General features: G+C 44.0%; 23 protein-coding genes and 1 pseudogene. 16 read left to right on the top strand and 8 right to left on the bottom strand.

What is annotated here, in order from left to right; genetic code table 11:
* Positions 1-42 precede the first annotated feature (42 nt).
* Positions 43-369 carry an MGMT family protein gene (locus SLU01_RS12310; RefSeq protein ID WP_147058749.1) on the bottom strand — a complete coding sequence of 109 codons (327 nt, stop codon included), beginning with the start codon at positions 367-369 and terminating at the stop codon, positions 43-45.
* Between the two features lie 83 nt (positions 370-452).
* Between SLU01_RS12310 and SLU01_RS12305 the strand changes: the two genes are divergently transcribed.
* The gene (locus SLU01_RS12305; RefSeq protein ID WP_147058747.1) at positions 453-1001 is read left to right on the top strand and encodes a hypothetical protein; all 549 of its coding nucleotides are present in this window, start codon (positions 453-455) and stop codon (positions 999-1001) included.
* Between the two features lie 15 nt (positions 1002-1016).
* On the opposite strand, the gene SLU01_RS12300 is transcribed toward SLU01_RS12305, so the two are convergent.
* On the bottom strand, positions 1017-1670 hold the full coding sequence (locus SLU01_RS12300) for a phosphatase PAP2 family protein (RefSeq protein ID WP_170232699.1): 654 nt from the start codon (positions 1668-1670) through the stop codon (positions 1017-1019).
* Between the two features lie 79 nt (positions 1671-1749).
* Between SLU01_RS12300 and SLU01_RS12295 the strand changes: the two genes are divergently transcribed.
* The 9 genes from SLU01_RS12295 to kynA all read left to right on the top strand — a co-directional run bounded on the left by SLU01_RS12295 (position 1750) and on the right by kynA (position 9578).
* The gene (locus SLU01_RS12295; protein ID WP_170232698.1) at positions 1750-2328 is read left to right on the top strand and encodes a glycerol-3-phosphate acyltransferase; all 579 of its coding nucleotides are present in this window, start codon (positions 1750-1752) and stop codon (positions 2326-2328) included.
* Positions 2329-2408: 80 nt separating this feature from the next.
* On the top strand, positions 2409-2735 hold the full coding sequence (ytxJ, locus tag SLU01_RS12290; RefSeq protein ID WP_147058741.1) for a bacillithiol system redox-active protein YtxJ: 327 nt from the start codon (positions 2409-2411) through the stop codon (positions 2733-2735).
* Between the two features lie 84 nt (positions 2736-2819).
* On the top strand, positions 2820-3560 hold the full coding sequence (locus SLU01_RS12285; protein ID WP_147058739.1) for an SDR family NAD(P)-dependent oxidoreductase: 741 nt from the start codon (positions 2820-2822) through the stop codon (positions 3558-3560).
* 161 nt (positions 3561-3721) lie between these two features.
* Positions 3722-4783 (top strand): Delta(5) desaturase DesA, encoded by a 1062-nt coding sequence (desA, locus tag SLU01_RS12280; protein WP_147058737.1) that lies wholly within the window; start codon positions 3722-3724, stop codon positions 4781-4783.
* Between the two features lie 76 nt (positions 4784-4859).
* Positions 4860-5990 carry a sensor histidine kinase gene (locus tag SLU01_RS12275; protein ID WP_147058844.1) on the top strand — a complete coding sequence of 377 codons (1131 nt, stop codon included), beginning with the start codon at positions 4860-4862 and terminating at the stop codon, positions 5988-5990.
* Positions 5987-6592 carry a response regulator transcription factor gene (locus SLU01_RS12270; RefSeq protein ID WP_147058735.1) on the top strand — a complete coding sequence of 202 codons (606 nt, stop codon included), beginning with the start codon at positions 5987-5989 and terminating at the stop codon, positions 6590-6592. Before SLU01_RS12275 ends, SLU01_RS12270 begins: the two co-directional genes overlap by 4 nt.
* A gap of 270 nt (positions 6593-6862) precedes the next feature.
* The gene (gene kynU, locus SLU01_RS12265) at positions 6863-8134 is read left to right on the top strand and encodes a kynureninase (protein ID WP_147058733.1); all 1272 of its coding nucleotides are present in this window, start codon (positions 6863-6865) and stop codon (positions 8132-8134) included.
* On the top strand, positions 8131-8763 hold the full coding sequence (kynB, locus tag SLU01_RS12260; RefSeq protein WP_147058731.1) for an arylformamidase: 633 nt from the start codon (positions 8131-8133) through the stop codon (positions 8761-8763). The genes kynU and kynB overlap by 4 nt, the downstream gene beginning before the upstream one ends.
* On the top strand, positions 8760-9578 hold the full coding sequence (kynA, locus tag SLU01_RS12255) for a tryptophan 2,3-dioxygenase (protein ID WP_147058729.1): 819 nt from the start codon (positions 8760-8762) through the stop codon (positions 9576-9578). Before kynB ends, kynA begins: the two co-directional genes overlap by 4 nt.
* A 438-nt stretch (positions 9579-10016) precedes the next feature.
* Here kynA and SLU01_RS12250 read toward each other — a convergent pair whose 3' ends face one another.
* Positions 10017-10508 carry a hypothetical protein gene (locus tag SLU01_RS12250; protein WP_170232697.1) on the bottom strand — a complete coding sequence of 164 codons (492 nt, stop codon included), beginning with the start codon at positions 10506-10508 and terminating at the stop codon, positions 10017-10019.
* 195 nt (positions 10509-10703) lie between these two features.
* On the opposite strand from SLU01_RS12250, the gene SLU01_RS12245 reads away from it, so the two are divergent.
* From SLU01_RS12245 to SLU01_RS12235, 3 genes are all read left to right on the top strand, one after another.
* Entirely contained in the window at positions 10704-11564 is an 861-nt protein-coding gene (locus tag SLU01_RS12245; RefSeq protein ID WP_147058725.1) for a D-alanyl-D-alanine carboxypeptidase family protein, read from the top strand.
* Positions 11565-11623: 59 nt separating this feature from the next.
* Complete coding sequence (gene dsdA, locus SLU01_RS12240; protein ID WP_147058723.1) at positions 11624-12946, top strand: D-serine ammonia-lyase; 1323 nt, start codon at positions 11624-11626, stop codon at positions 12944-12946.
* A gap of 184 nt (positions 12947-13130) precedes the next feature.
* Positions 13131-13982: a dimethylarginine dimethylaminohydrolase family protein gene (locus tag SLU01_RS12235; protein WP_147058842.1), complete on the top strand. Its 852-nt coding sequence runs from the start codon at positions 13131-13133 to the stop codon at positions 13980-13982.
* Between the two features lie 51 nt (positions 13983-14033).
* Here SLU01_RS12235 and SLU01_RS12230 read toward each other — a convergent pair whose 3' ends face one another.
* On the bottom strand, positions 14034-14369 hold the full coding sequence (locus SLU01_RS12230; protein WP_147058721.1) for a FliH/SctL family protein: 336 nt from the start codon (positions 14367-14369) through the stop codon (positions 14034-14036).
* Positions 14335-14673, bottom strand: a pseudogene (locus tag SLU01_RS18475) (PD-(D/E)XK nuclease family transposase); the annotation flags it as partial. The pseudogene SLU01_RS18475 and the gene SLU01_RS12230, both read right to left, overlap by 35 nt.
* A 436-nt stretch (positions 14674-15109) precedes the next feature.
* Here SLU01_RS18475 and SLU01_RS12220 point away from each other — a divergent pair.
* On the top strand, positions 15110-16294 hold the full coding sequence (locus SLU01_RS12220) for a serine hydrolase domain-containing protein (RefSeq protein ID WP_147058717.1): 1185 nt from the start codon (positions 15110-15112) through the stop codon (positions 16292-16294).
* A gap of 489 nt (positions 16295-16783) precedes the next feature.
* On the opposite strand, the gene SLU01_RS18025 is transcribed toward SLU01_RS12220, so the two are convergent.
* The 3 genes from SLU01_RS18025 to fmdA all read right to left on the bottom strand — a co-directional run bounded on the left by SLU01_RS18025 (position 16784) and on the right by fmdA (position 18520).
* Complete coding sequence (locus SLU01_RS18025) at positions 16784-16936, bottom strand: hypothetical protein (RefSeq protein ID WP_170232696.1); 153 nt, start codon at positions 16934-16936, stop codon at positions 16784-16786.
* Between the two features lie 123 nt (positions 16937-17059).
* Positions 17060-17329, bottom strand: coding sequence for an FmdB family zinc ribbon protein (locus SLU01_RS12210; RefSeq protein ID WP_147058714.1), 270 nt, complete (start codon positions 17327-17329; stop codon positions 17060-17062).
* A 12-nt stretch (positions 17330-17341) separates the two neighbouring features.
* Positions 17342-18520, bottom strand: coding sequence for a formamidase (gene fmdA / locus SLU01_RS12205; RefSeq protein ID WP_147058713.1), 1179 nt, complete (start codon positions 18518-18520; stop codon positions 17342-17344).
* A gap of 325 nt (positions 18521-18845) precedes the next feature.
* Between fmdA and SLU01_RS12200 the strand changes: the two genes are divergently transcribed.
* Positions 18846-19262, top strand: a complete 417-nt coding sequence (locus SLU01_RS12200) for a (deoxy)nucleoside triphosphate pyrophosphohydrolase (RefSeq protein ID WP_147058712.1) — start codon at positions 18846-18848, stop codon at positions 19260-19262.
* Positions 19235-22372: a DEAD/DEAH box helicase gene (locus SLU01_RS12195; RefSeq protein ID WP_147058711.1), complete on the top strand. Its 3138-nt coding sequence runs from the start codon at positions 19235-19237 to the stop codon at positions 22370-22372. The genes SLU01_RS12200 and SLU01_RS12195 overlap by 28 nt, the downstream gene beginning before the upstream one ends.
* The last annotated feature ends 190 nt before the right edge of the window (positions 22373-22562 follow it).

Below are 22562 nucleotides of genomic sequence, written 5' to 3'. Positions count from 1 at the left end.
AATATAGGCAAAAGGATAACATTCCGACATACATGGTTTTCATCAAATGAATTCCTCTTCAGGAAACCAACGATAAACGCTCAGGTCTACTCTCCCATTGTCCATAAAAACAACACCTTCAGTTTCAAGCAATTCTCGCTGCAGTCCACCTTTTTCCTCGCGACCGGAAGGGGTCGAGATGCCGCCCTGCGCATTGATGATCCTGTGCCAAGGCAATCCGTGTTTAGCGCTCATCGAATGAAGAATTCTCGCAACTTGCCTAGCGCCGCGCGGATTTCCTGCTGCACTGGCAACTTGTCCATACGTCATGACTCGTCCTGCCGGAATTTCATAAATGATTTTTACGGTGCGTTCTGTAAATGGAACCATACTATCCCTCCTTGTAGTGAAACTATCCTCTTGACTCAATCGTACAGTAAGCATATTGAAATTTAAATGGGGGATTGGTTGAGATGAAAAAATTATTCATTAAACAAAGCCTGATGGGCTATGCGTTGAAAATTGCCGGCCTTGTCGTGATGGCATGGGGCGTCATTCAGGGGATTTTCTCACTGGTGATGATGGTGCAAATGGGCGGTCAGATGGTCAATGAATGGGGCGAAATCCAATATACAAGCGGGATGACCGGTGCTGCATTGTTCGCATTTGTCGGCATTGTGGCGACGCATTTCCTTTACGGTTTGCTGGTCATAGGATTTGGAGAAGTGATCGATTTACTGCAGAAGATTTATTTCCGGCTGAATCCGGAAGCTGAGCAGGAATGGGTGAAGGAGCAGGAGGAGCAACAGACTATTACTTATCCAGATGGAGATGCTCCGTTTTGGGTACGGTCTGATTTAAAGCCGTTTTATGAGAAGAAGGGACTGGCTATCAAGTCCATTGAAAAAACGAAGGACTCATATGTCTTCAAGGTGAACTTGGAAGATCGGTCGGATTATGTAGCTATGGGCAACGAAGGACCACGCATCCTGTCCGAAGAGGAAGCGGAGAAGTATATGTGAAAAATGCCCCGCAAATTAGACGGGGCTTCGTTTTTTCCGTCGTTGAAAGTGATCAAATAGCGCCACAGTGAGGATAATCCAAAATGCGCTAGCCGAGATGCCGCCTGCTATATCGCTAGGATAATGAACACCTAGATAGATACGGCTAATGGCGATCATGCCGAACATGAAAACGGCGAATGCCAATAGGACGATTTTAGCTGTAGTTGTTCGGAGTTGACGCCAAAGAAGAATGACGGCCATTGTGTACAAACTGAATGCCATCATTGTATGTCCGCTCGGAAAGCTATAGCCTGTCGCTTCGGCAAGTCGGTGGAATTCTGGTCGTGCCCGTTTGAAGATGATTTTCAAGGATTGATTCAACACGCCTGTTCCAATTAAGGCGAAGAAAAAGAAATAAGCACTGGAGCGTGCACGAAAGACCCAATATAAAAGCGCTGTTACGGCGATAATAAGAAACATGACGGCCTTTGTAGAGCCGATGAGTGTGAAGGCATTCATGATCGGCGTCAACCAGGACGCTTCCCATCCTTGAACAGTTTGAATAATAGGCCGATCGAAGCCGATCATGGTATCGCGGCTTATGCCGACAGCAAGGAAAACGAAAATACCGGTGAATAAAATACATAATAGAATTGCGATGGTAGGGCGTAATGTTGTTTCTTTCAAAGAACTCATCCTTTCTCCGCATTATTGTACAGGAAACGGCTGAAGGATGCACTTATTGCTAAGAAGGGATGATTTTCATATGCAAATTGCTTTCTTGCTGATCGGCTCTTATTTGATCGGTAATTTTTTAACAGCGACCGTTGTTGGAAAGTCTTTCTTTCAGCAAAATATCCGTACGGAGGGCAGTGGAAATCCGGGTGCCCGCAATGCAGGAAGGGTGTTCGGCAAGAAGGCGTTTGTCGTAACATTCGTGGGCGATGCAATGAAGGGCGCTCTCGTTATACTACTTGCCAAATGGATCGATGTGGACGCCTCATTGCAGTTACTCGCATTGATTGCCGTTATGATTGGGCATATCTATCCGGTATTTCATAAATTCCGTGGCGGACAGGGCGTCTCGACATTCATCGGCGGGATGCTTGCCTTCAGTCCGCTCGTCGTCGCTTGCTTCATCGGGGTGTTTTTGGTTTTATATATTTTATTCAAAAATTTCACATTGGCTGGATTGAGTGCGATGGCTTTGTCGCCATTATTTTTGTATTTGCTGACGAAGGAATGGCCACAGACGCTGTGGGCCTGCCTTGTCATAGCGATCCTCTTAAGTGCACATTTCGGTGATTTGCGGGCTTTCATTCAGAAGAAAGGGCGGTTGAATTAATTGTGGCTGCTCTTTTCATGCCTTATAATGGAAGTAACGGGCTTTCATTCAAAGAGAAGGCCATTGGGAGGAGAGATCGAATGAAAGAAATCAAATCCATCGAAGACTGGGAATCCGTTGTTGAGCAGTCGAATGAAGAATCGGTTTTCCTATTAAAGCATAGCTCGACATGCCCTGTTAGTGCGGCAGGCTATCACGCGTTCGAAAAGTTCGAAACGGATATCCCGAAATATTATTTAGTCGTCCAGGCGAGCCGCCCTCTTTCCAACGAAGTGGCGAGCGACTTGGGTATCCGACATGAAAGCCCGCAGCTTTTCCTGTTGAAGGACGGCAAAGCGGTGTGGAATGCGAGCCATTATTCCATTAGCAATTCAAAAATCAAATTAGCCGTCGAAGCGAATGGATGAATGACAGCGGGCATTTCTTTAGGAATGTCCGCTTTTCCATCGATTATGGTAAACTGAAAGCAAACAATTATTGGGGGGAAACTCGTGGAGATGAAGGGGAAGACAGTCGTTATTACAGGTGGGGCGAACGGCATCGGCGCAGTGGCGGCAGAGCTGTTCGGAAAAAACGGTGCACAAGTTGCAATTATTGACTATAACGAGGTCGCGGGAGAAAAAGTTGCCAGTGAAATGCATGCGAAAGGGATTGAAGCAGCATTTTTCAAAATGGATGTGGCGAATGGCGTAGAAGTGAAGGAAGTGGCGTCAAAAGTGCTTGAACATTTCGGAAAAGTCGATGTGCTCATCAACAATGCGGGCATCACACGAGACGCCATGCTGTTGAAAATGGAAGCCGAGACATTCCAACAAGTAATCGACGTAAACTTGACGGGCGTCTTCAATTGTACAAAAGCTTTCCTACCGGCGATGCTTGCGGCTGGCAAAGGAAAAATCATTAACACATCGTCCATAGCTGGCACCGGCGGAAATGTTGGCCAAACAAACTATGCCGCTTCAAAAGCCGGAATCATCGGCATGACAAAGACATGGGCAAAGGAATATGGCCGTAAAGGCATCAACGTGAATGCGGTGGCGCCTGGTTTCATAGAAACGAATATGATAGGCACAATTCCAGAAAAAGTTATGGAGCAAATCAAACTAATGACGCCTTACATACGGTTGGGCAGGCCGGATGACATCGCAAAGGCCTATCTGTTCCTCGCTTCGGACGCCGCTGACTTCATTAACGGAACCGTCCTTGAAGTCGATGGTGGTATGTTGAAATAAAGAAAATCCCCGTTCAGGGATTTTTTTTATGCCACGCATTGTGAAACGCTTCACAATAAATGACACTTATCATATTGAAAGTCATGACGTTCATCTATTTTGTCAATCTCGAATGCCCTTTACTATAGTAAATAAGGAAAAATTTCGAGGAGGCTTTCATGATGAGCAAGGAAAAGACAAAGCAGTTACACAAAAACGTTGCACCTTACGCCAAATCGGATTTAAAAAAGAGTGTCATCCAACTGATCAATACGGTACCGCCCATTTTCATACTTTGGTTCTTGGCGTATCAAAGTTTGTCAGTGTCCATTTGGTTGACGATCGGGATATCAATACTAACAGCGGGCTTTGTTGTGCGGACATTCATCATCTTCCACGATTGTACGCATGGTTCATTTTTCAAGAATAAAAAAGCGAATGATATCGTCGGAACGATTACAGGGATAATTACGTTATTCCCATATGAAAAATGGAAGCGCGAGCATGCGATCCACCATGCGACAAGCTCCAACCTGGATAAGCGGGGCGTCGGTGATATTTGGGTCATGACGGTCGAAGAATATGTGGAAGCATCGAAATGGGAACGGTTTAAGTACCGTTGCTACCGGAATCCTTTTGTCATGTTCGGACTTGGACCTTTATATTTAGTCCTCATTACAGGGAGGATTAATCGAAAAGACGCACGCAAGAAGGAACGCAACAATACGTATTTGACGAATGTAGTTCTAGTGGCTCTCTATGTATTCATGATTTGGCTGGTCGGCTGGCAGGCGTTTCTCATCGTGCAAGGCTCGATTATGTTTGTTGCGGCTGCGCTTGGCATTTGGCTGTTTTATATCCAACATACATTTGAAGACTCGTACTTTGAGGAGGAGTCCGAATGGGATTATGTGAAGGCGGCAGTCGAAGGCAGTTCTTATTACAAATTGCCGAAGGTCTTGCAATGGGCGACAGGCAATATCGGGTTCCACCACGTCCATCACTTGGCACCACGCGTACCGAACTATAATTTAGAGGTTGCGCACGAATCAACCCCGCCGCTTCAAATGGCAACGACGATTAATATCAAAACGAGCTTGGAATCGCTTCGTTACAAACTGTATGACCCTGCACATAAACGCTTCATTACATTCAAAGAGGTGAAAAGTGCGGTCAAACGGGCGACGCCAAACATCGATTTGAAAGAATTGAAACCGAAGCGTACAAGTTTTGAGAGTAAATAAACAAACGGCCGCCCTACAGAAAGGGTGGCCGTTTCAGATTTTTGGTACAATGGATGGAACAAGGGCGGTGACAATCATGCAAAAATGGTATAGTATTTTCCCGAAAAATCCATGGATGAGCATCTATGCATGGGTCATATTTTGCTTGCTGCCGTTTTTTTTCATCTTCAGGTCATGGTCTGCGGTAGGTATTTCTGTCGGAACCGGATTGTTAGCACTCTTTTTCATCTCCTATTTCTTTTCATTTAAATCAAAAAGCGGACTCGTCTATATGTGGGTCAGTTTCGAAATCGTCATTAATATCGTCATGACACTGCTATTCGGCTATGTGTACTTATCAATTTTTACAGCGTTTTTCATTGGTAACATCCGCTCGACGGTCGGTTTTTTCATCATGTACGGTTTGCATATCGCTTTCACGATTGGCGCCATTGTGGCGGGATTTTTCATCGAGATCAATCTCTTTTTGCCCCAAGTCCATTTCATCATCATTACAGTCATTGGCGTCACGCTCCTTCCTTTCAATCTATATAACAGAAGCAAGCGTGAGAAGCTGGAGGGTCAGTTGGAAACTGCAAGGGATCGAATTTCAGAATTGACGTTGCTCGAGGAACGTGAACGGATTGCACGGGATTTGCACGATACCCTCGGCCAAAAATTGTCGATGATTGGCTTGAAAAGCGACTTGGCAAGAAGATTGATTTTGAAAGATCCGGAAGAGGCGGAAAGGGAATTAGCCGAGATCCGCCAAACCGCAAGCACCGCCTTGAAGGAAGTGCGCGAGCTTGTAGCGGATATGCGTGCGACAAAACTGATTGATGAAGTGATGCGCATCCGACAAATTCTATCCGCTGCAGAAATTGAATTGCGGATTGAAGGCGATCCGCATGTAACCCAAATTCCGTCCAACGTCGAGAATGTCCTGGGCATGTGCTTGAAAGAGGCAGTGACAAATGTCGTGAAGCATAGCGAAGCAACGATTTGTGAAGTGGCATTCAAGCAGACGGAAGATGAAGTGTCAATTGTTGTGCAGGATAACGGCAAGGGTATGAAAGAGGGGCCATCGGTCGGCTCCGGGTTGAAAGGGATGCGGGAGCGACTCGAATTCGTAAATGGCTCGCTATTATCAGAAGTCAATAATGGTACGAAATTGACCATTCGCATGCCAGTCGTCATTACACATCAAGTCGAGGAGGGAAAAGCATGATTCGAATCGTCATTGCGGAGGACCAAGGCATGATGTTAGGTGCGCTTGGCTCCCTTTTGAACATGGAAGACGATATGCAAGTTGTCGGCATGGCGCGCAACGGAGAGGAAGCGGTCAGGCTCGTGAAGGAACAAGAGCCTGATATTTGCATCATGGATATTGAAATGCCAGTCATGACCGGTTTGGATGCGGCAGAAGAACTCATCGGGATGGATTGCAAGATTATCATTTTGACGACATTTGCGCGGGCAGGTTATTTCGAGCGGGCGCGTAAAGCCAAAGTCCGCGGTTATTTATTGAAAGACAGCCCGATTGAGGAACTCGTCAATTCCATCCATGCCATCGAGGACGGACGCCGGATTTACGCACCCGAGCTTGTCGATATCGCGTACGAGGATGATACAGAGAACCCGCTGACCGACCGCGAAAGCCAAGTGCTCAGCCTCGTTGCGGAAGGAAAGACGACGAAGGAAATTGCCGGAGAGCTGTACTTGACGCCCGGCACGGTCCGCAACTACATATCAGCCATTCTCGAAAAACTCGAAGTCGGCAACCGGATAGAAGCGATATCACGGTTCAAGGAGAAGGGCTGGTTTAAATAAGAATTGTTGGCAGGTGGAGAAATGCTTCACCTGTTTTTTATTGGGAAAGTGAGGTTTCGCGCTCAAGCCTGCCTGTTTCGCGCTCAAGAATACGGTTTCCGCGCTCAAGCCTGCCTGTTTCGCGCTCAAGAAGACAGTTCCCACGCTCAAGCCAACCGGTCCCGCGCTCAAGCAACCGTATCTCTCCCTCATTGAAGTCCAGAAATTCAGAATACCCACTCCTCTACCAATATGCTATCCTTTTCATAGGAATACAAAAGGGGGATCTGTATGACACAACACACATTATCACACGCGCTGGAGCAGGATCGGCAGGATGAACTCGCTTCTTATAAAAATGAATTTTATATGCCCGCGGATACCATTTACATGGACGGCAATTCACTCGGTTTATTATCGAAACGGGCGGAGCGCACGTTGCTTGAATTGCTCAATTCTTGGAAGACGCTTGGCATTGACGGATGGACAGAAGGGGAACATCCATGGTTTTATTTATCCGAACAGGTCGGGGAGAAAATGGCGCCGCTCGTTGGGGGCATGCAAGGCGAAGTTATCGCAACGGGTTCAACGACGACGAATCTACATCAGCTCGTTTCGTCATTTTACAAGCCTGATGGCATTAAAACGAAAATTCTTGCAGACGAATTGAACTTCCCATCGGATATTTATGCATTGAAAAGTCAGCTTCGCTTGAAAGGCTACGATCCGGACGAACATCTCATTCGCATTAAAAGCCCAGACGGCCGCTATTTAAACGAAAACGATATCATCGAAGCCATGACGGAAGAAGTGGCGCTCGTCGTATTACCTGCTGTTCTCTATCGGAGCGGGCAAGTGCTCGATATGGAAAGGTTGACGAAAGCAGCAAATGATCGCCATATCCCGATTGGCTTCGACCTTTGCCATTCGATTGGGGCAGTCGAGCACTCGCTCCACAAATGGGGAACGGATTTTGCATTTTGGTGCACGTATAAGCATTTGAACGGCGGGCCGGGTTCCGTCGGTGGGTTATTCATCCATGAAAAACATTTCGGCAAAGCGCCTGGACTTGCGGGATGGTTCGGTTCGAAAAAGGAATCACAGTTCGAGATGGATCACAGAATGGATCCTGCAGAAGATGCAGGTGCCTTTCAGATTGGGACGCCGCATGTATTAAGCTTGGCACCTGTCATCGGATCACTCGAAATGTTCGAAGAGATCGGTATGGCGAAAGTTCGGGAAAAGTCGTTAGCATTAACGGATTATATGTTGGAATTAATTAAACAGGAACTTGCAGAATTCGGCTTTACAATTGGCAATCCCATCGACAATACGCGAGGCGGCCATTTATTGCTCGAGCACGTGGAGGCAGCACGCATTTGCAAAGCCTTGAAAGAGGATGGAATCATTCCGGACTTCCGAACGCCGAACGGCATCAGGCTTGCACCGGTTGCGCTCTATAATTCATTCGAAGACGTTTGGCATACTGTGCAGAAACTAAAGGTCATCATGGATGAAAAACGCTATGAAAAGTTTGAAAATAAAAGAGGTGTTGTCGCATGACGGGGAAATGGATTGATATATCACAGCCGTTGCATAACGGAATCGCAGAGTGGCCGGGGGATACGCCTTTTTCGTATGAAGTGAAGTTCTTAAAAGCGGATACAGGGTCAGCAAATATCGGAATGATGGCAACGAGCACACATACCGGTACGCATATCGACGCGCCTTTCCACTATGATGATGAAGGCTTGAAAGTAGATGAATTGCCGATTGACATCTATATCGGAAAAGCGCGGATCATCGATGTAACAGGCCTCGATAGCGTAGGCCGCTCGGATCTGGAGCTGCACGACTTCGGAGGTGCAGAACGTATTTTATTAAAAACGGGGAGCCGTCCAAACCCGGACGTATTTCCGGAAACGTATACAGTCATGCGCACGGATATCGGGCCATTATTGAAAGAGCGGGGTGTGAAGCTGCTCGGCATCGACGCACCATCCGTCGATCCGGAGCCGAGCAAGACACTTGATGCCCACCATTCGCTGAATGATAACGGGGTTTTCATTTTGGAAAATATTGTCCTCGATTCAATCGAGCCGGGGGATTACGAATTAATTGCGCTGCCGCTGCCAATCAAAGGCGGAGATGGAAGTCCGGTTCGCGCGGTCGTTAGGAAGTGGGAAGCATGACGGAAAAAGGGATTCATACGGATTTCAAGGACAATATGACGTACGGAGAATATTTGCGGCTTGATAAGGTGTTGGAGAGCCAGGAACGGTTGTCCGGCCATCATGACGAAATGCTTTTCATTATCATCCATCAGGTAAGTGAGCTGTGGATGAAACTCATTTTGCATGAACTGAATACAGCCATCGAATCGATTGAAAAAGAGGAACTGCCGGAAGCCTTCAAAATGCTGGCGCGTGTATCCCGGGTGCAGACGCAGATCATTCAGGCATGGGATGTCCTGTCAACGTTGACACCTGCCGAATACATGGAATTCCGTGAAAGTCTCGGCCGGGCATCAGGCTTCCAATCGTACCAAAATCGGCTCATCGAATTTGCGCTCGGCTACAAACAGTCGCATATCCTGAAAATCTATGAAAAAGATGCAGAGCTTGCCAGCGAATTAAAGGCGGCCTATGAGGCACCCGGCATTTATGACGTGGCCATCCGCGCCTTATCACGTGCGGGTTTCCCAATAAACCAGGAATTGCTCAATCGCGATTTTTCCGTAACGTACAAAGGCGATCCGACCGTTGCATCTGCTTGGCTAGAAGTATACCGCGACGTCGACCGTTATTGGGACTTGTACCAGCTTGCTGAAAAACTTGTCGATATCGAAGACAGCCACCAGCAATGGCGCTTTAGGCATATGAAAACGGTGGAGCGGATCATCGGTTTCAAAACAGGAACTGGCGGCTCGTCCGGCGTGAACTATTTGAAATCTGTCCTCGATCACCAATTCTTCCCGGAACTGTGGGATGTACGGACGAAATTATAAATGAAGCGGAAGCTGTCCATCCGGGCGGCTTCATTCCTACTAAACCCGCATAACTGCCGTCACCTGCAAAAAAGCTCCGCCGACTGAATCTCCCGGCGAAGCCTTTACATCCTCAAAATGAATCATCCTCCTTCCCCTCTATGCATCTGAAAAGCCGATCACCTCGGTATCATGATAATTTCCTTATAGAACCGCCCGAACGTTATACACAGTTGAGTTGGCAATGAACCCGTCGAAATGATTGCTCATCGACTGTAGGAACCCCTCCCCGAACCGTTGTGGCTCATTGTCCCAACCTTGAAACGTCCAGTACGCGCTTGCTTTCTTACATCCGCAAAAGGTTGCCCTTGCAGATGCCAATCAAATTGCTTAAGGTCCTCACCACCAATATAGTGTTCGGAAACCAATCTGATGACTGGAAATAGCGGATCCGCTTCATCATCCGCGTAAATCCAATCGTCGGTAAGAAATAATAGCACTCGGACGGGTTTCCTGATCGCGGGCCGCTATTTGGTTAAGTGCATCTCCTGCAATGAGAGCATCATCCCCTTTCCCGTGGAATTTCCGACACGAAGCATATAGAAAAGTTGGAGCTGCATAAGCGGGGAAGAAAAACAAAGGATAGTGAAGCCCATCATAGACGATGGAATCTACTAAGTTAAAAATGTTTTTGCCATCGTGAAAAAGCAGGACATATCCAAGGAGTGTATCCATTGGAAATCGCCCAATCACCTGTAGAAGGTGAATGAACAAATGATGGCCTGCTTGAACTGTAGTTGTGTTCGTAGTGGTGACAAAGCGAAAATTCGTGTCAAGATGATAGATGGCCGCGTCCGCCTTAACAGGACGGTCTGTCGCCACCCAAACGGCAACCGAATCCGTATCCACCCGCCGTACTATTGGCCCTGCCAAAATCCCCGCACTCTCCATGCAAATCACCACCATCATTGACGTCGTTAGTATTAGAATATTCATGTCAATTAGTGAAGGTGTGTGCACCTTCCGGCTATCCCGTTGCACATAAGATTAAGGGTCTCTTCAGAAAATCTTCATAAAAACCATGCATGAATCTTCATCTTTGTTGTAGACAATAGAAGTATTACAATAAAAGGTGTGACTTTCCATATGAAAAAGATTCTTGCAATTATATTTGCCGCTGCATTGGCTTTTTTATTCATCGTCAAAGATAAAGAAGCGAGGACAGAAGCCGACCCCCTATACAGTGATGCAAAAGCTGCGATTGTCCTGGATGCGGAAACGGGGAAAATCCTTTACGAACAAAATGCCAAGGAAGCCCTGCCGATTGCCAGCATGTCAAAGCTGATGACCCAATACCTCGTCCTCGAAGCAATAACGGATGGCAGCCTCAGTTGGGAAAGCAGTTACAAGCCTTCCGAAGCTGCGCTGAATCAATCCAGACATGCCGTCATACTAGGAATGGACAAGCATAAAACCTATACCGTCGAAGAATTGTTCACCGCCATGACAGTCATCTCTGCAAATGACGCAGCTGTGGCGCTCGCAGAAATGGTCAGTGGATCGGAAGAAGCATTCGTCAAAGAGATGAACAAACAAGCTAAGCGGTTCGGTCTTGAAGCCACCCGGTTCGTGAACGCAACAGGGCTAGACGAAACAGAGACGAACGAAGCGACGGCCCGTGATGTTGCGGCGATTGCAAAGGAGCTTCTCAAAAAGCACCCTGAAGTTCTTGAGTTTTCCCGTATGACCGACTTCACGACGAGCGAAGGAAATCGATTATGGACGACGAACCTCATGCTGCCCGGCATGCCACAGGCGATGTCCGGCATGGAAGGCTTAAAGACGGGTTATACCGAGGAAGCCGGACCGTGCTTTGCGAGCACTGGCATCTACGAAGGAAAACGGATTATCACCGTCGTCATTGGGGTCGGGGAGGATAGCAAAGATACAATTCCTAGATTTGACTTGACTCGAGAACTGATCGACAAGTATGTATTGAATGAATAATAAAAGACCTCTTGCATGCTATACTTGAGTCAACTTAATTCAGCAAGGGGTCGATATGAATGAATCAAAGCGAAAAAGCAAAGTGGATTGAAAAAATGCCGCTCTTACAAGAAATTATCGATAAACGGGAAATCCTATGGCAAAACCCATCGAATGGCGACAGTGCCTCAGGTATTGCTCAATCCGGTATTACGGCAGCGGACGTGAAAGACGCTAGCGACCGATTGAAACGATTCGCATCTTATATAGAAAAAGTATTTCCTGAAACTATTGCCGCGAACGGCATCATCGAATCGCCAATCATATCTATTCCAAAAATGAAACAAGCGCTTGCTGCGAAATATAATAGCGATATCCCCGGAGAGCTGCTTTTGAAACAGGATAATGCACTTCCGATTTCTGGTTCTATTAAAGCGCGTGGCGGCATTTACGAAGTGTTGAAACATGCCGAAACGCTTGCTTTGGAGCATGGGCTTATCAAACTGGACGAAGACTATGCAAAATTTGCTGAGCCGGAATTCCGTAATCTATTCGCGAAGCATAAAATCGCAGTTGGTTCGACGGGAAATCTTGGCCTGAGCATCGGCATCATGAGTGCAAAGCTCGGTTTCAACGTCACCGTCCACATGTCCGCTGACGCAAAACTCTGGAAAAAAGAGCTTCTTCGTGAAAAGGGCGTGACTGTCGTCGAATATGCAGACGACTACAGCAAAGCGGTCGAAGAGGGAAGGCGTCAGGCGGAAGCCGATCCGCTCTGCCACTTCGTCGATGATGAAAACTCGCTCGACCTTTTCCTTGGGTATGCTGTAGCTGGCGAAAGAGTCGCTTCGCAACTAAAAGAACAAGGCATTATGGTCAATAAGGAGCATCCACTATACGTCTACTTGCCATGCGGCGTTGGAGGTGGACCGGGAGGCGTCGCATTCGGACTGAAACTGCAATTCGGCGACAATGTCCATTGTTTCTTCGCGGAACCGACACATTCCCCATGCATGACAATCGGCATGATGACGGGCTTGCACGATAAAGTGTCTGTCGCGGACTTCGGCTTGGATAATCAAACCGCTGCAGATGGACTCGCTGTCGGAACACCGTCCGCATTCGTCGGTAAGAAGATGGAGCCATTGCTTGAAGGTTGTTACACAATCGCTGATGAAACGATGTTCGAGTTGCTTACCATGATTGCCGACACCGAGGAGATCCGTCTTGAACCATCAGCACTCGCAGGAATGACGGGACCTATCCAAACAATTCGCCATGATATGCCACAAGCCGACTCATCATCCGCTACGCATCTCGTCTGGGCAACCGGCGGCAGCATGGTGCCTGAAAACGAAATGAACATTTACTATGGAATCGGCAAAGGAAATAACGGGAAATAATCGACCTATTTCCCGGGAAATCGACTTATTTCGGGAAATATTTTAATATTCAATGTTAGGAAATGAAACATGAAAAAAGGTCCGATGATTCGGCCCTTTTTTCATTTGGAATTCTTTTGATGTTTTATTTAAATAATAAAAGGGAATAGAAGCGGTGGAGAAAAAAGATGTGGAGGATGAATGCATGAGTTCCCCTGTGGAAGATCAATCAAAAACCAAAGTTAATACGGAATACGATACTTTAAAGAGAGTCATCCTATGCCAGCCGAAATTCATGGCTATCGAGGACGTTATCAATGACACCCAAAAGAAATACGCAGAAGAGAACATCAATGTGGAATTAGCGATGAAGCAGCATGAGGAATTTGAAAAACTTCTCATTGAACACGGAGTAGAAGTGATTAAACTCCCGTCATCCGAACAATTCCCAGAGCAGGTTTTCACACGCGACATCGGCTTCACGGTCGGCGAGGAAATATTCGTCGCAGAAATGGCGAGCGATATCCGAAAAGGTGAAGAGGAAGCACTTGAGGAATTTCTGGAAGAAGAGGACATTCCATACCAGACGACGACCGACCGAGTGGAAGGCGGGGACGTAATTGTCGACCGCAACAAAGTATACGTCGGCATCAGCAGCCGGACATCCGACGAGGCGGTCCGCAATTTACAACGCGATCTACCGAAACACGACATCATCCGCGTGCCGTTCAATGAAAAATACTTACACCTGGATTGTGTATTCAACATATTGTCACCGGAGGTAGGGCTCATCTTCCCAGAAGCTCTCTCTGCAGATATAATAGAAATGCTAGAACAACAATATAAACTCATCGAAGTGTCTCCGGAAGAGCAATTTACGATGGGCACAAACGTATTATCAATAGGCGACGGCAAAGTATTCAGCTTGCCGCAAAACGAAAAAGTGAACACAGCCATGCGGGCGAATGGATTCGAAGTCATTGAAGTCGACTTCTCCGAAATCATCAAGTCCGGCGGCTCGTTCAGATGCTGTTCCATGCCGCTTGAACGGGAATAACTAATACACAAAACCCCACGATGAAATGTGGGGTTTTTGTACGGATAAATCTCAACGCGCATTTGTACTAGAATCAATGATTAGCTGAACTTTCTCCGCCGACAGCTTAGTAACCTTACATATTAATGGTACAGGTAAGGATTCTGCATGCATTTGGAGAACGATTTCAACTTCTGTTTGTTCCTTACCTTGGGCTTTACCTTCCGCTTTACCTTGCTCCCTGCCCTGGGCTCTCCCCAGCTCAATCCCTCTCTTTTCGGCGTCTTCCAACCGCTGGATATGGTCACGCAATGCAATTTCCCGATTAATCGCAAGCTGTACGGTATCCGGGTCCATACTCAATTTCCGAATTTCATCGAAGGCTTCTTTGATAGCTGAACTTTCCATCGCAATTTCCTCCTTTTTCTCTCGTCATCCCTTTGAAAAATAATAACCATTTTTCTAGCTCGTTCATCTCCTGCAATCCTTTTTCTTGTTCTGTCGGCAATTGAACAACATGAATCTCAAGATGATCGGAGAAAACCATACCGTTATAAGGATCTAGTAACTGAAATTTACTATGAATGTCTTCGGGCGGCAATAGAAAAAAGTCGGTAATGATAATTTGAATCATTTTCTTTAATTGAGTATATGGTTCTCTACGTTTAAGTTGCGATACATACGTTTTTGCCCAATAATATAACATTCTTTCGTTAAAAGCAGCATGTCCTAGACGAAGTTGGTAAGAAAAAGAAAATTATGGATGAAGAGGGGACAGTCCCTCTGTAAAATAATTCACAGATAGGTGCTGTTTAAAATGTATTGCTTATAGTAAGAGGATGTCAATTTTACTATACTCTTTTGATGTTTTTTTGAACAAAGTAATACAAGTTATATCCTGTAAAATAGAATTCTCTGAACGCGTTGCCTATTAACATGTTTCCTTTGATTCGCTTATTTAAATAGAATAATTGAAAAATTTATGAAAGTCGTATAAAATAACTATTACTATCCATTTTGTTCGACAAAGGGACAATTCCATTGTCCCTATAAGGTAATAGTAGTACCAAGCAGCTTGAGGGATTGGTCTCTCTGTACCAACCAAGTGGACCTCACAGCACATTTCATAGTCCGAAGGAGCGGAGATCATGCGAAAATCTAAAGTAATTATTGTAGCAGTTATTCTTCTTATTTTAATTATTACCGGTTATTTGGAAAGGTATGGAAGTGAAAGGGTGGCAAAGGGAGAAAAAGAAGAAACATCAGAGCTTATTCTATCTGAACTCCATACTGTTTGGCCAACAGAAGAATGGCCGACTTCAACACCGGAGGAACAAGGAATGGATAGTGAAAAGTTAGTAGAGCTGTTTGAATACATTGAACAAAATGACCCGAGACAATTACATGGTTTACTCATCATACGAAATGGGCATATCGTCGCAGAGAAATATACTTCTCCATACAATGAGAAGTATCCGCATAATACTTATTCTGTAACGAAAAGTCTAACTTCCGCAATAGCTGGAATTGCAATTGATGAAGGAATTATTAATCTTAATGACCGTGTACTTGATTATTTTCCTGACATGACGTTTGAAAATATGAGTGAAGAAAAAGAAAATATGACGATCGAACAATTACTTTTGATGAAAACTGGTATTCAGTGGCCGGAATGGGACTCAGAAGAATCATCAATTCAACTTTTTAGGGTATGGGACAATAGTAAAAGTCTACTTCAATATTATCTAAATCAACCAATCATTAAGGAACAAGTGGGTGAATGGAACTATGATACTGGCGCGCCCTACGTTCTAGGTGCCATTATTGAACGTGCATCTGGAATGACATTAAACGAATATGGCAAAGAAAAGATATTCGATAGAATCGGGATGGATAGTTTGGAGTTTTATGTTACAAATGAAGGAATAGCACATGGTGGAACCTATTCCCAGATGACCCCACGGGACATGGCAAGATTTGGTTACCTTTATCTTCATGATGGAAAATGGGATGGGGAACAAATTGTTCCAAAAGAGTGGGTGAAGGAATCCCTTTATCCACATACTGAATTTGATGTGTATGATTATGATTATGGTTACTATTTTTATTTGAATGAAAGTGAAAATGGACGATTATTCTCAGCACGTGGTGCAGGTGGTCAGTGGATTATAGTTGTTCCCGAACTAGAGCTAATTGTTATTGAAACCGGTAGAAGTTTTGAAAGAATATCGCTAAATGAATATATTTTACCAGCAATCAAATCAGAAAGCCCATTATTAGCGAATGACCAAGCATATGAGAGATTAAAAGAGTTGAGTGAAAAACAAAAATAATGAAACTGTCGTTTAAGTTCTAGGCAGTTATTGAACGGGTGCTTTAGTTGGAGATTCGAATTTCCGGAGTAATTATTCCTTTTTTAGAAAACAAAACTTAAATTTGCTGGATTAGAACCCATTTTGATCAATCTTTTGTTGGAATGGGTTCTAATTACTTATTGTAAAATGTGGGTATGGTTGGAACTTTCTTATGATCAAACCTCTTTTTAAAACTACACAAGTGGCTCTCTCATCCGCCTTCACTGGCTCTATTGTCCGTAAACAGTGGCTCAAAACTCCGCACAGCTGGCTCAATCTGTCCGCAATACTCAAATGCAGACACCCCCAAAATAAACCTGTTATCTGAGTTGTGGAACATGTATTCCCGGCTGGCAAGTGAAAAACGTATCATAACAGGAAGAATTAACCCGACAGGTAATAAATTCAACTTGGGAATAATAAATTCCATCCATCAAAAAAAGACTATCCGTAGATAGCCCTTATCAGTCAAACATCCGATTCAACAATATGATTTGTCGCATCATCATGCATCGAACTCTCATAAGCGACCAATGTCACCCCGAGCTCCTCCTCCAAGTCACCCAACACCTTCAACTGCGCCTCATCCAATATTGCAAGCGGCAAACGTTCTGGCATCATATGCAACACTCCCTTCTAAATATAGGCTATCCAATCGGGAGTGAGATATACGAATACCGATTTCATGCAAAAAATCCACACAAGCCAAAAGAGCCTACGTGGATAAAAGCTTGTCCGATTCACTTAACCAACTTGCCAAGGACGATTGACCTTCGTCTTTTTCTTTGGCTGTTTGGCACCTAACTCTTCCCGCGTCATGCGCTGCGGTTCCATCCCTTTTTCAATGCGTGAACTCAATTCTCTTGAAAGGGAATGAAGATTAGGCGCTAGAAACACTCTAGTCGACACATGGCCGCAGTCTGGGCAGTCAGCCATCTCTTTATTGCCGGACATAGATTTGAAGAACAGCGTAAATTCACCGCAGTCTTTGCAACGGAATGTATAACTAGGCAAAATGATTCCCCCTTATTTCGGCATAATATCTCTATCGAAAATTTGAGTAGGAATCGCGATTGTACAGCATGCATTCGGAATATCAACAATGCCATTGATGCGCCCTTCAACCGGCGCAGTACTCAACAGCATATACGCCTGTTCGCCCGTATACCCAAGCGTCTTCAAATATTCAATAGCATTCAAGCATGCCCTGCGGAAAGCAATATTGGCATCCAAATAAGTCTGTTGTCCATTACGATCATCAACTGAGATCCCTTGGAAAACTAGATAATCACTATAATTCGGTTCAACCGGACCAGGCTGGAACACAGGGTTTTCAGTAATTTTATATTTTTCCATGCCGCCCTTAATAATGTCTACTTTCAACTCGATCCAGCCGGACATCTCAATCCCACCGCAGAACGTAATTTCCCCGTCCCCTTGAGAAAAGTGGAGATCGCCGACCGATAACTTCGCTCCTTCTACAAAAGTAGGGAAGAAGATTCTCGATCCTTTCGACAAGTTCTTAATATCGCAGTTTCCGCCATTCTCCCGTGGCGGTACAGTCCGAGCACCTTCCTTAGCGATTCTATCAAACTCTGCACCTGATAAAGTACCAAGCACAACGCTCTCCGAAGTAGGGGCATTCGCAAGCGCAGGTACCCGATTCGGATCCGTATCTATCAGTTTTTGTTCTCGGTCATTCCACTTTTGTAAAAGTTCCATTGAAGGAGCAACGCCAATCAAACCAGGATGAATCAACCCCGCAAATTTCACACCAGGTACATGTCGCGAAGTCGTATAAATACCCTCGAAATCCCATATCGACTTTTGTGCTTCCGGAAACTCGTCCACTAAAAAGCTACCACCATTTTCTTTCGCAAAAATCCCGTTAAAACCCCATTCATACCCTTGATGCGACCCGATATCCAAAATATCGACAACAAGCAAATCACCAGGTTCCGCACCATTCACATACACCGGGCCACTCAAAACATGAACACGCGAAAGGTTCACTTTCCGAACATCCTCCGCACTATCATTATTTTCAATCTGCCCATCCGTCCATTCCTTACAATCCATCCTAAAAGAAGTACCAGGATCTACAGAAAAAGCAGCAGGAATATCCGGATGCCACCGATTGTGACCCGGATGTGCTTGCTCTTCCATCGGCTTACTCAAATCAAGTGCATACATTGTTTTCGCCATTCCTATTCCCCCAATCATAGATTTTGAATGCGCCTTCATATTAGCAATAAAATATTAAACTGTCAAACAAATATGAAATTTGTAAAACTTGAATTTATATTGGTTTCGATTAGGAGAATTGGGTGATGAAATGAATACTGTAAAGTGTAGAGAATTCTAGGGAATAATTAACAAAGGCTCGTGGACACTCTGAATTTTGAATTTCAATAATTCGTTCAATTGGAATAGAGAAAATGCTACAATGGAAACGGTATCCAATTTAGAAAGTTAGAATTATACAACATACATTAAGGTTGAACTATAGCTAAAATAGAGGAGAGTTCGAATGACTAAAATCATTCACGTCGCGGCTGCAGTTATACATAACGAAAAAGGCGATATTCTTTGTGCGCGACGATCGGAGAATATGTTCTTGCCAGGTTATTGGGAATTTCCTGGCGGTAAAATTGAACCAGGTGAAACACCAAAGACTGCTTTAGTTCGTGAAATAAAAGAGGAACTTAATTGTAATATTAAAATCAGTCAATTTGTTGAAGATACGTCATATAAATATGAGCAGTTTACAGTGCGTTTAGAAACATATTTCGCCAAAATTAATAGTGGAACACCAATTGCTATGGAACATAGTGAATTAAAATGGGTGCCGTTCAGTGAACTTAAAACATTGGAATGGGCACCAGCAGATATTCCAGCCGTCGAAAGGGTGATACAACAATGCAAGAAGGGATTTATGAACAATTAATAAACAAGAAAATTAAAGCTGAATTGGACGAGCTTCCAGATATATTTGCTGTGGGAAAGGAAGGAATAGACGAAGCAGAGGCAAGGGTTCTTTTATCCAGTTATATTTCATCTGTAACAAGGAATGCGTTATCACATATTCGAGACGGTGGAGATAAGGAAGATTCACTCCTTAGACAAATTCAAATTTGTAATGAAATCATTGATGTGCTTCACCAAAAATTAAATGACAATGATTTTGCGGGACTTAAATTGGAGGAGCATGCAGAAATACTTACATCAATCTATAAAACGATAAACACAGCTCAATCATTAAAAAAGAAAAAAGTACTTCGACCCGTTACGCCTTTGACACAAAGCTCTTTATTCACCGGATCACATGCCGAGCCTAATATGTTAGAGGAGTTAAAAAAGGAAATTGCTACTTCTGATGAAATTGAATGGCTAGTTTCATTTGTGAAGTGGTCTGGTTTGCGAATTGTTATTGAAGAGCTTCGTAATTTCACTGAACATGGCGGCTGTCTAAGAATTATTACAACGTCATACATGGAAGCGACAGATTACAAAGCACTTCAAGAGCTAAGTAAGCTCCCTAATACTGAAATTCGGGTTTCTTTGGATAAAGAAAGAACACGTTTACACGCAAAAGCATATTTGTTTAAACGAAAAACAGGGTTTAGTACTGCGTATATAGGCTCCTCAAACCTTTCCAATCCAGCACTTACCTCGGGACTCGAGTGGAACTTAAAAGTAACAGAGAAAGATTCATTTGATATTATACGGAAGTTTGAAGCGACTTTCGAAGGTTATTGGAATGATGAAGAGTTTAAAAGTCTGTCAGCAAGTGACGAAGAAAACTGGTCTAAAGTTCGCCAATCCTTAACGAAAGAACAAGTGGCAGAGACGAATGAACAGTATTTCCTTGATATTCGGCCGTACCATTACCAGCAAGAAATTTTAGACGAACTGGAAGTTGAACGAACTGTACATGGGCATATGAAAAACTTAGTCGTGGCGGCTACTGGAGTTGGCAAGACAGTCATCTCTGCCTTTGATTTCAAGCGTTTCATGCAGCAGAGTCCGAATGCGAAATTATTGTTTATTGCCCATAGAGAAGAAATACTTAAGCAAAGTATGTATACCTTTCGTGCGATTTTAAAGAATGCCAACTTTGGAGAAATGTTTGTCGGCCGTTTTGAACCTTCTTCATACGACCAACTTTTTATGAGTATCCAAAGTTGGAATAGTAGAAAGATGATAGAAAAAACAACGGCTGACTTCTATGATTTTATCATTGTGGATGAATTTCATCATGCTACAGCACCAACATATCGGTCCTTATTGGAGTATTATGAGCCGAACATTCTATTAGGTCTAACAGCTACCCCAGAACGAATGGATAATCAAAATGTACTTAGTTATTTTGACGACCGAATTGCAACTGAGATGCGATTAACAGAGGCGATCGATCGGAAATTGTTAAGTCCGTTTCATTATTTTTGTGTAACAGATAATGTTGATCTCTCGGCAATTAAATGGTCAAGAAGAGGTTACGATACTGACGAGCTTACAAATGTTTATACTTCGAATGACCGTCGAAGTGATCTTATAATCCGCAGTATTAATAAGTATGTTACTGCCCTAGATCAGGTAAAAGCTTTAGGATTTTGTGTGTCAGTTGAACACGCAAAATATATGGCTAAATACTTTAACTCAAAGAAAATTCCTGCAATCGCTTTGCATGGGGAGTCGTCAGATGAGGATCGGAATACAGCAAAGCGAAAATTAGTAAGTGGTGAAATCAAATTCATATTCGTTGTGGATCTATACAATGAAGGGATTGATATTCCCGAAGTCAATACTGTGTTATTCCTTAGACCGACTGCAAGTCTAACCGTATTTCTACAGCAATTAGGCCGAGGTTTACGTCTATCAGACGACAAGGAATGTTTAACTGTACTAGATTTTGTAGGACAAGCTCACGCAGATTATCCATTCGAAGAGAAGTTCAGGGGGCTGGTCGGAAGGACAAAGCATTCCATTCGGCACTACATTGAAAATGGGTTCTTTCATTTACCTAAAGGATCCGTCATTCAGATGGAGAAGCAAGCGAAGGAATATATATTGCGGAATGTAAAAGAAGTGAAAAACACGAAACAAAATCTTATTACGAAGATCAAGTATTTTGAAGAAGATACGGGTGAGAAGCTAACGTTATCAAATTTTCTTCATTATCATCATCTTACGCTGGCTGAATTTTATGGCAAGGGAAAAAACAGGTCCTTTGAGAGGCTTAAAATCGAAGCGGGTATAGCAGCTGATTTTGATAGCAAATATGAAGAGGTTGTAACTAAGCGAATTCATGCTTTGTTTCATCTAGACTCAGCAGATCTTATCGAATTTTACCAGAAATACTTGGTAGGCGGTTTAATTGAAAATGATGAACAGTATCTGATGGTAGGGATGTTATACTACTCGTTCTTCGACGCGCCTCCAGGAAATTTAGGCTTCAAGTCTATGCATGATGGTATACAAAAAATCATTTCAAATGAAGTTCATAAAAGTGAAATACAGCAAGTGTTAGAGGTGTGCATGGATAAAATCCGTTCAGTTGAAAAGCCATCGCCATTCGACTATACGTCTCCGCTTCGCGTGCATGCGCAATATACATCTGATCAAGTGCTGGCGGCTTTCGGTTATTTCAATGAAGAAGTCAAACCAGCATTTCGAGAAGGAGTTAAGTACTTTGAAGATAAACAAACGGATATTTTCTTCATCACATTAAATAAATCGGACAAGGATTTCTCACCGTCAACGCAGTATGAAGACTATGCGATAAGTGATCGACTATTTCATTGGCAATCTCAGAATAAGACATCAGACACAAGTCCTACTGGCAAAAGGTACATTAACCATCGACAATCCGGAAATAAAATTGCTTTGTTTGTTCGAGAGCATAAACAGAAAGATGGCTATACTTCACCGTTTGTTTTCCTAGGGACTGCCGATTATGTGACACATGAGGGCAATAAGCCAATTAGTTTTGAATGGCGATTGTATGAGCGGATGCCGGCATGGCTGTTACCAGTGGCGAATAAGAGTGTTTTATAAAAGTACTTTATTGAACGAAGAAGTGAAAATGGAAGAGAAGCAGGGCTTTTTTATCGGAGCTCTGCTTTTATTAGTCCAATAAAACTACAGATTGGAGCGATCAACCATGTTTATCGTCAACACAGAAGCGGCCATATACAAGGACGGCCGTTACTTACTATGCAAGCGAAGTGAAAAGGAAGATCACGCA

It is taken from the genome of Sporosarcina luteola, assembly GCF_007991495.1.
In the GTDB taxonomy this organism is placed as follows: Bacteria; Bacillota; Bacilli; order Bacillales_A; family Planococcaceae; genus Sporosarcina; species Sporosarcina luteola.
Note: the sequence above shows the minus strand (reverse complement) of the source record. Positions and strands in the feature narration are given on the sequence as shown.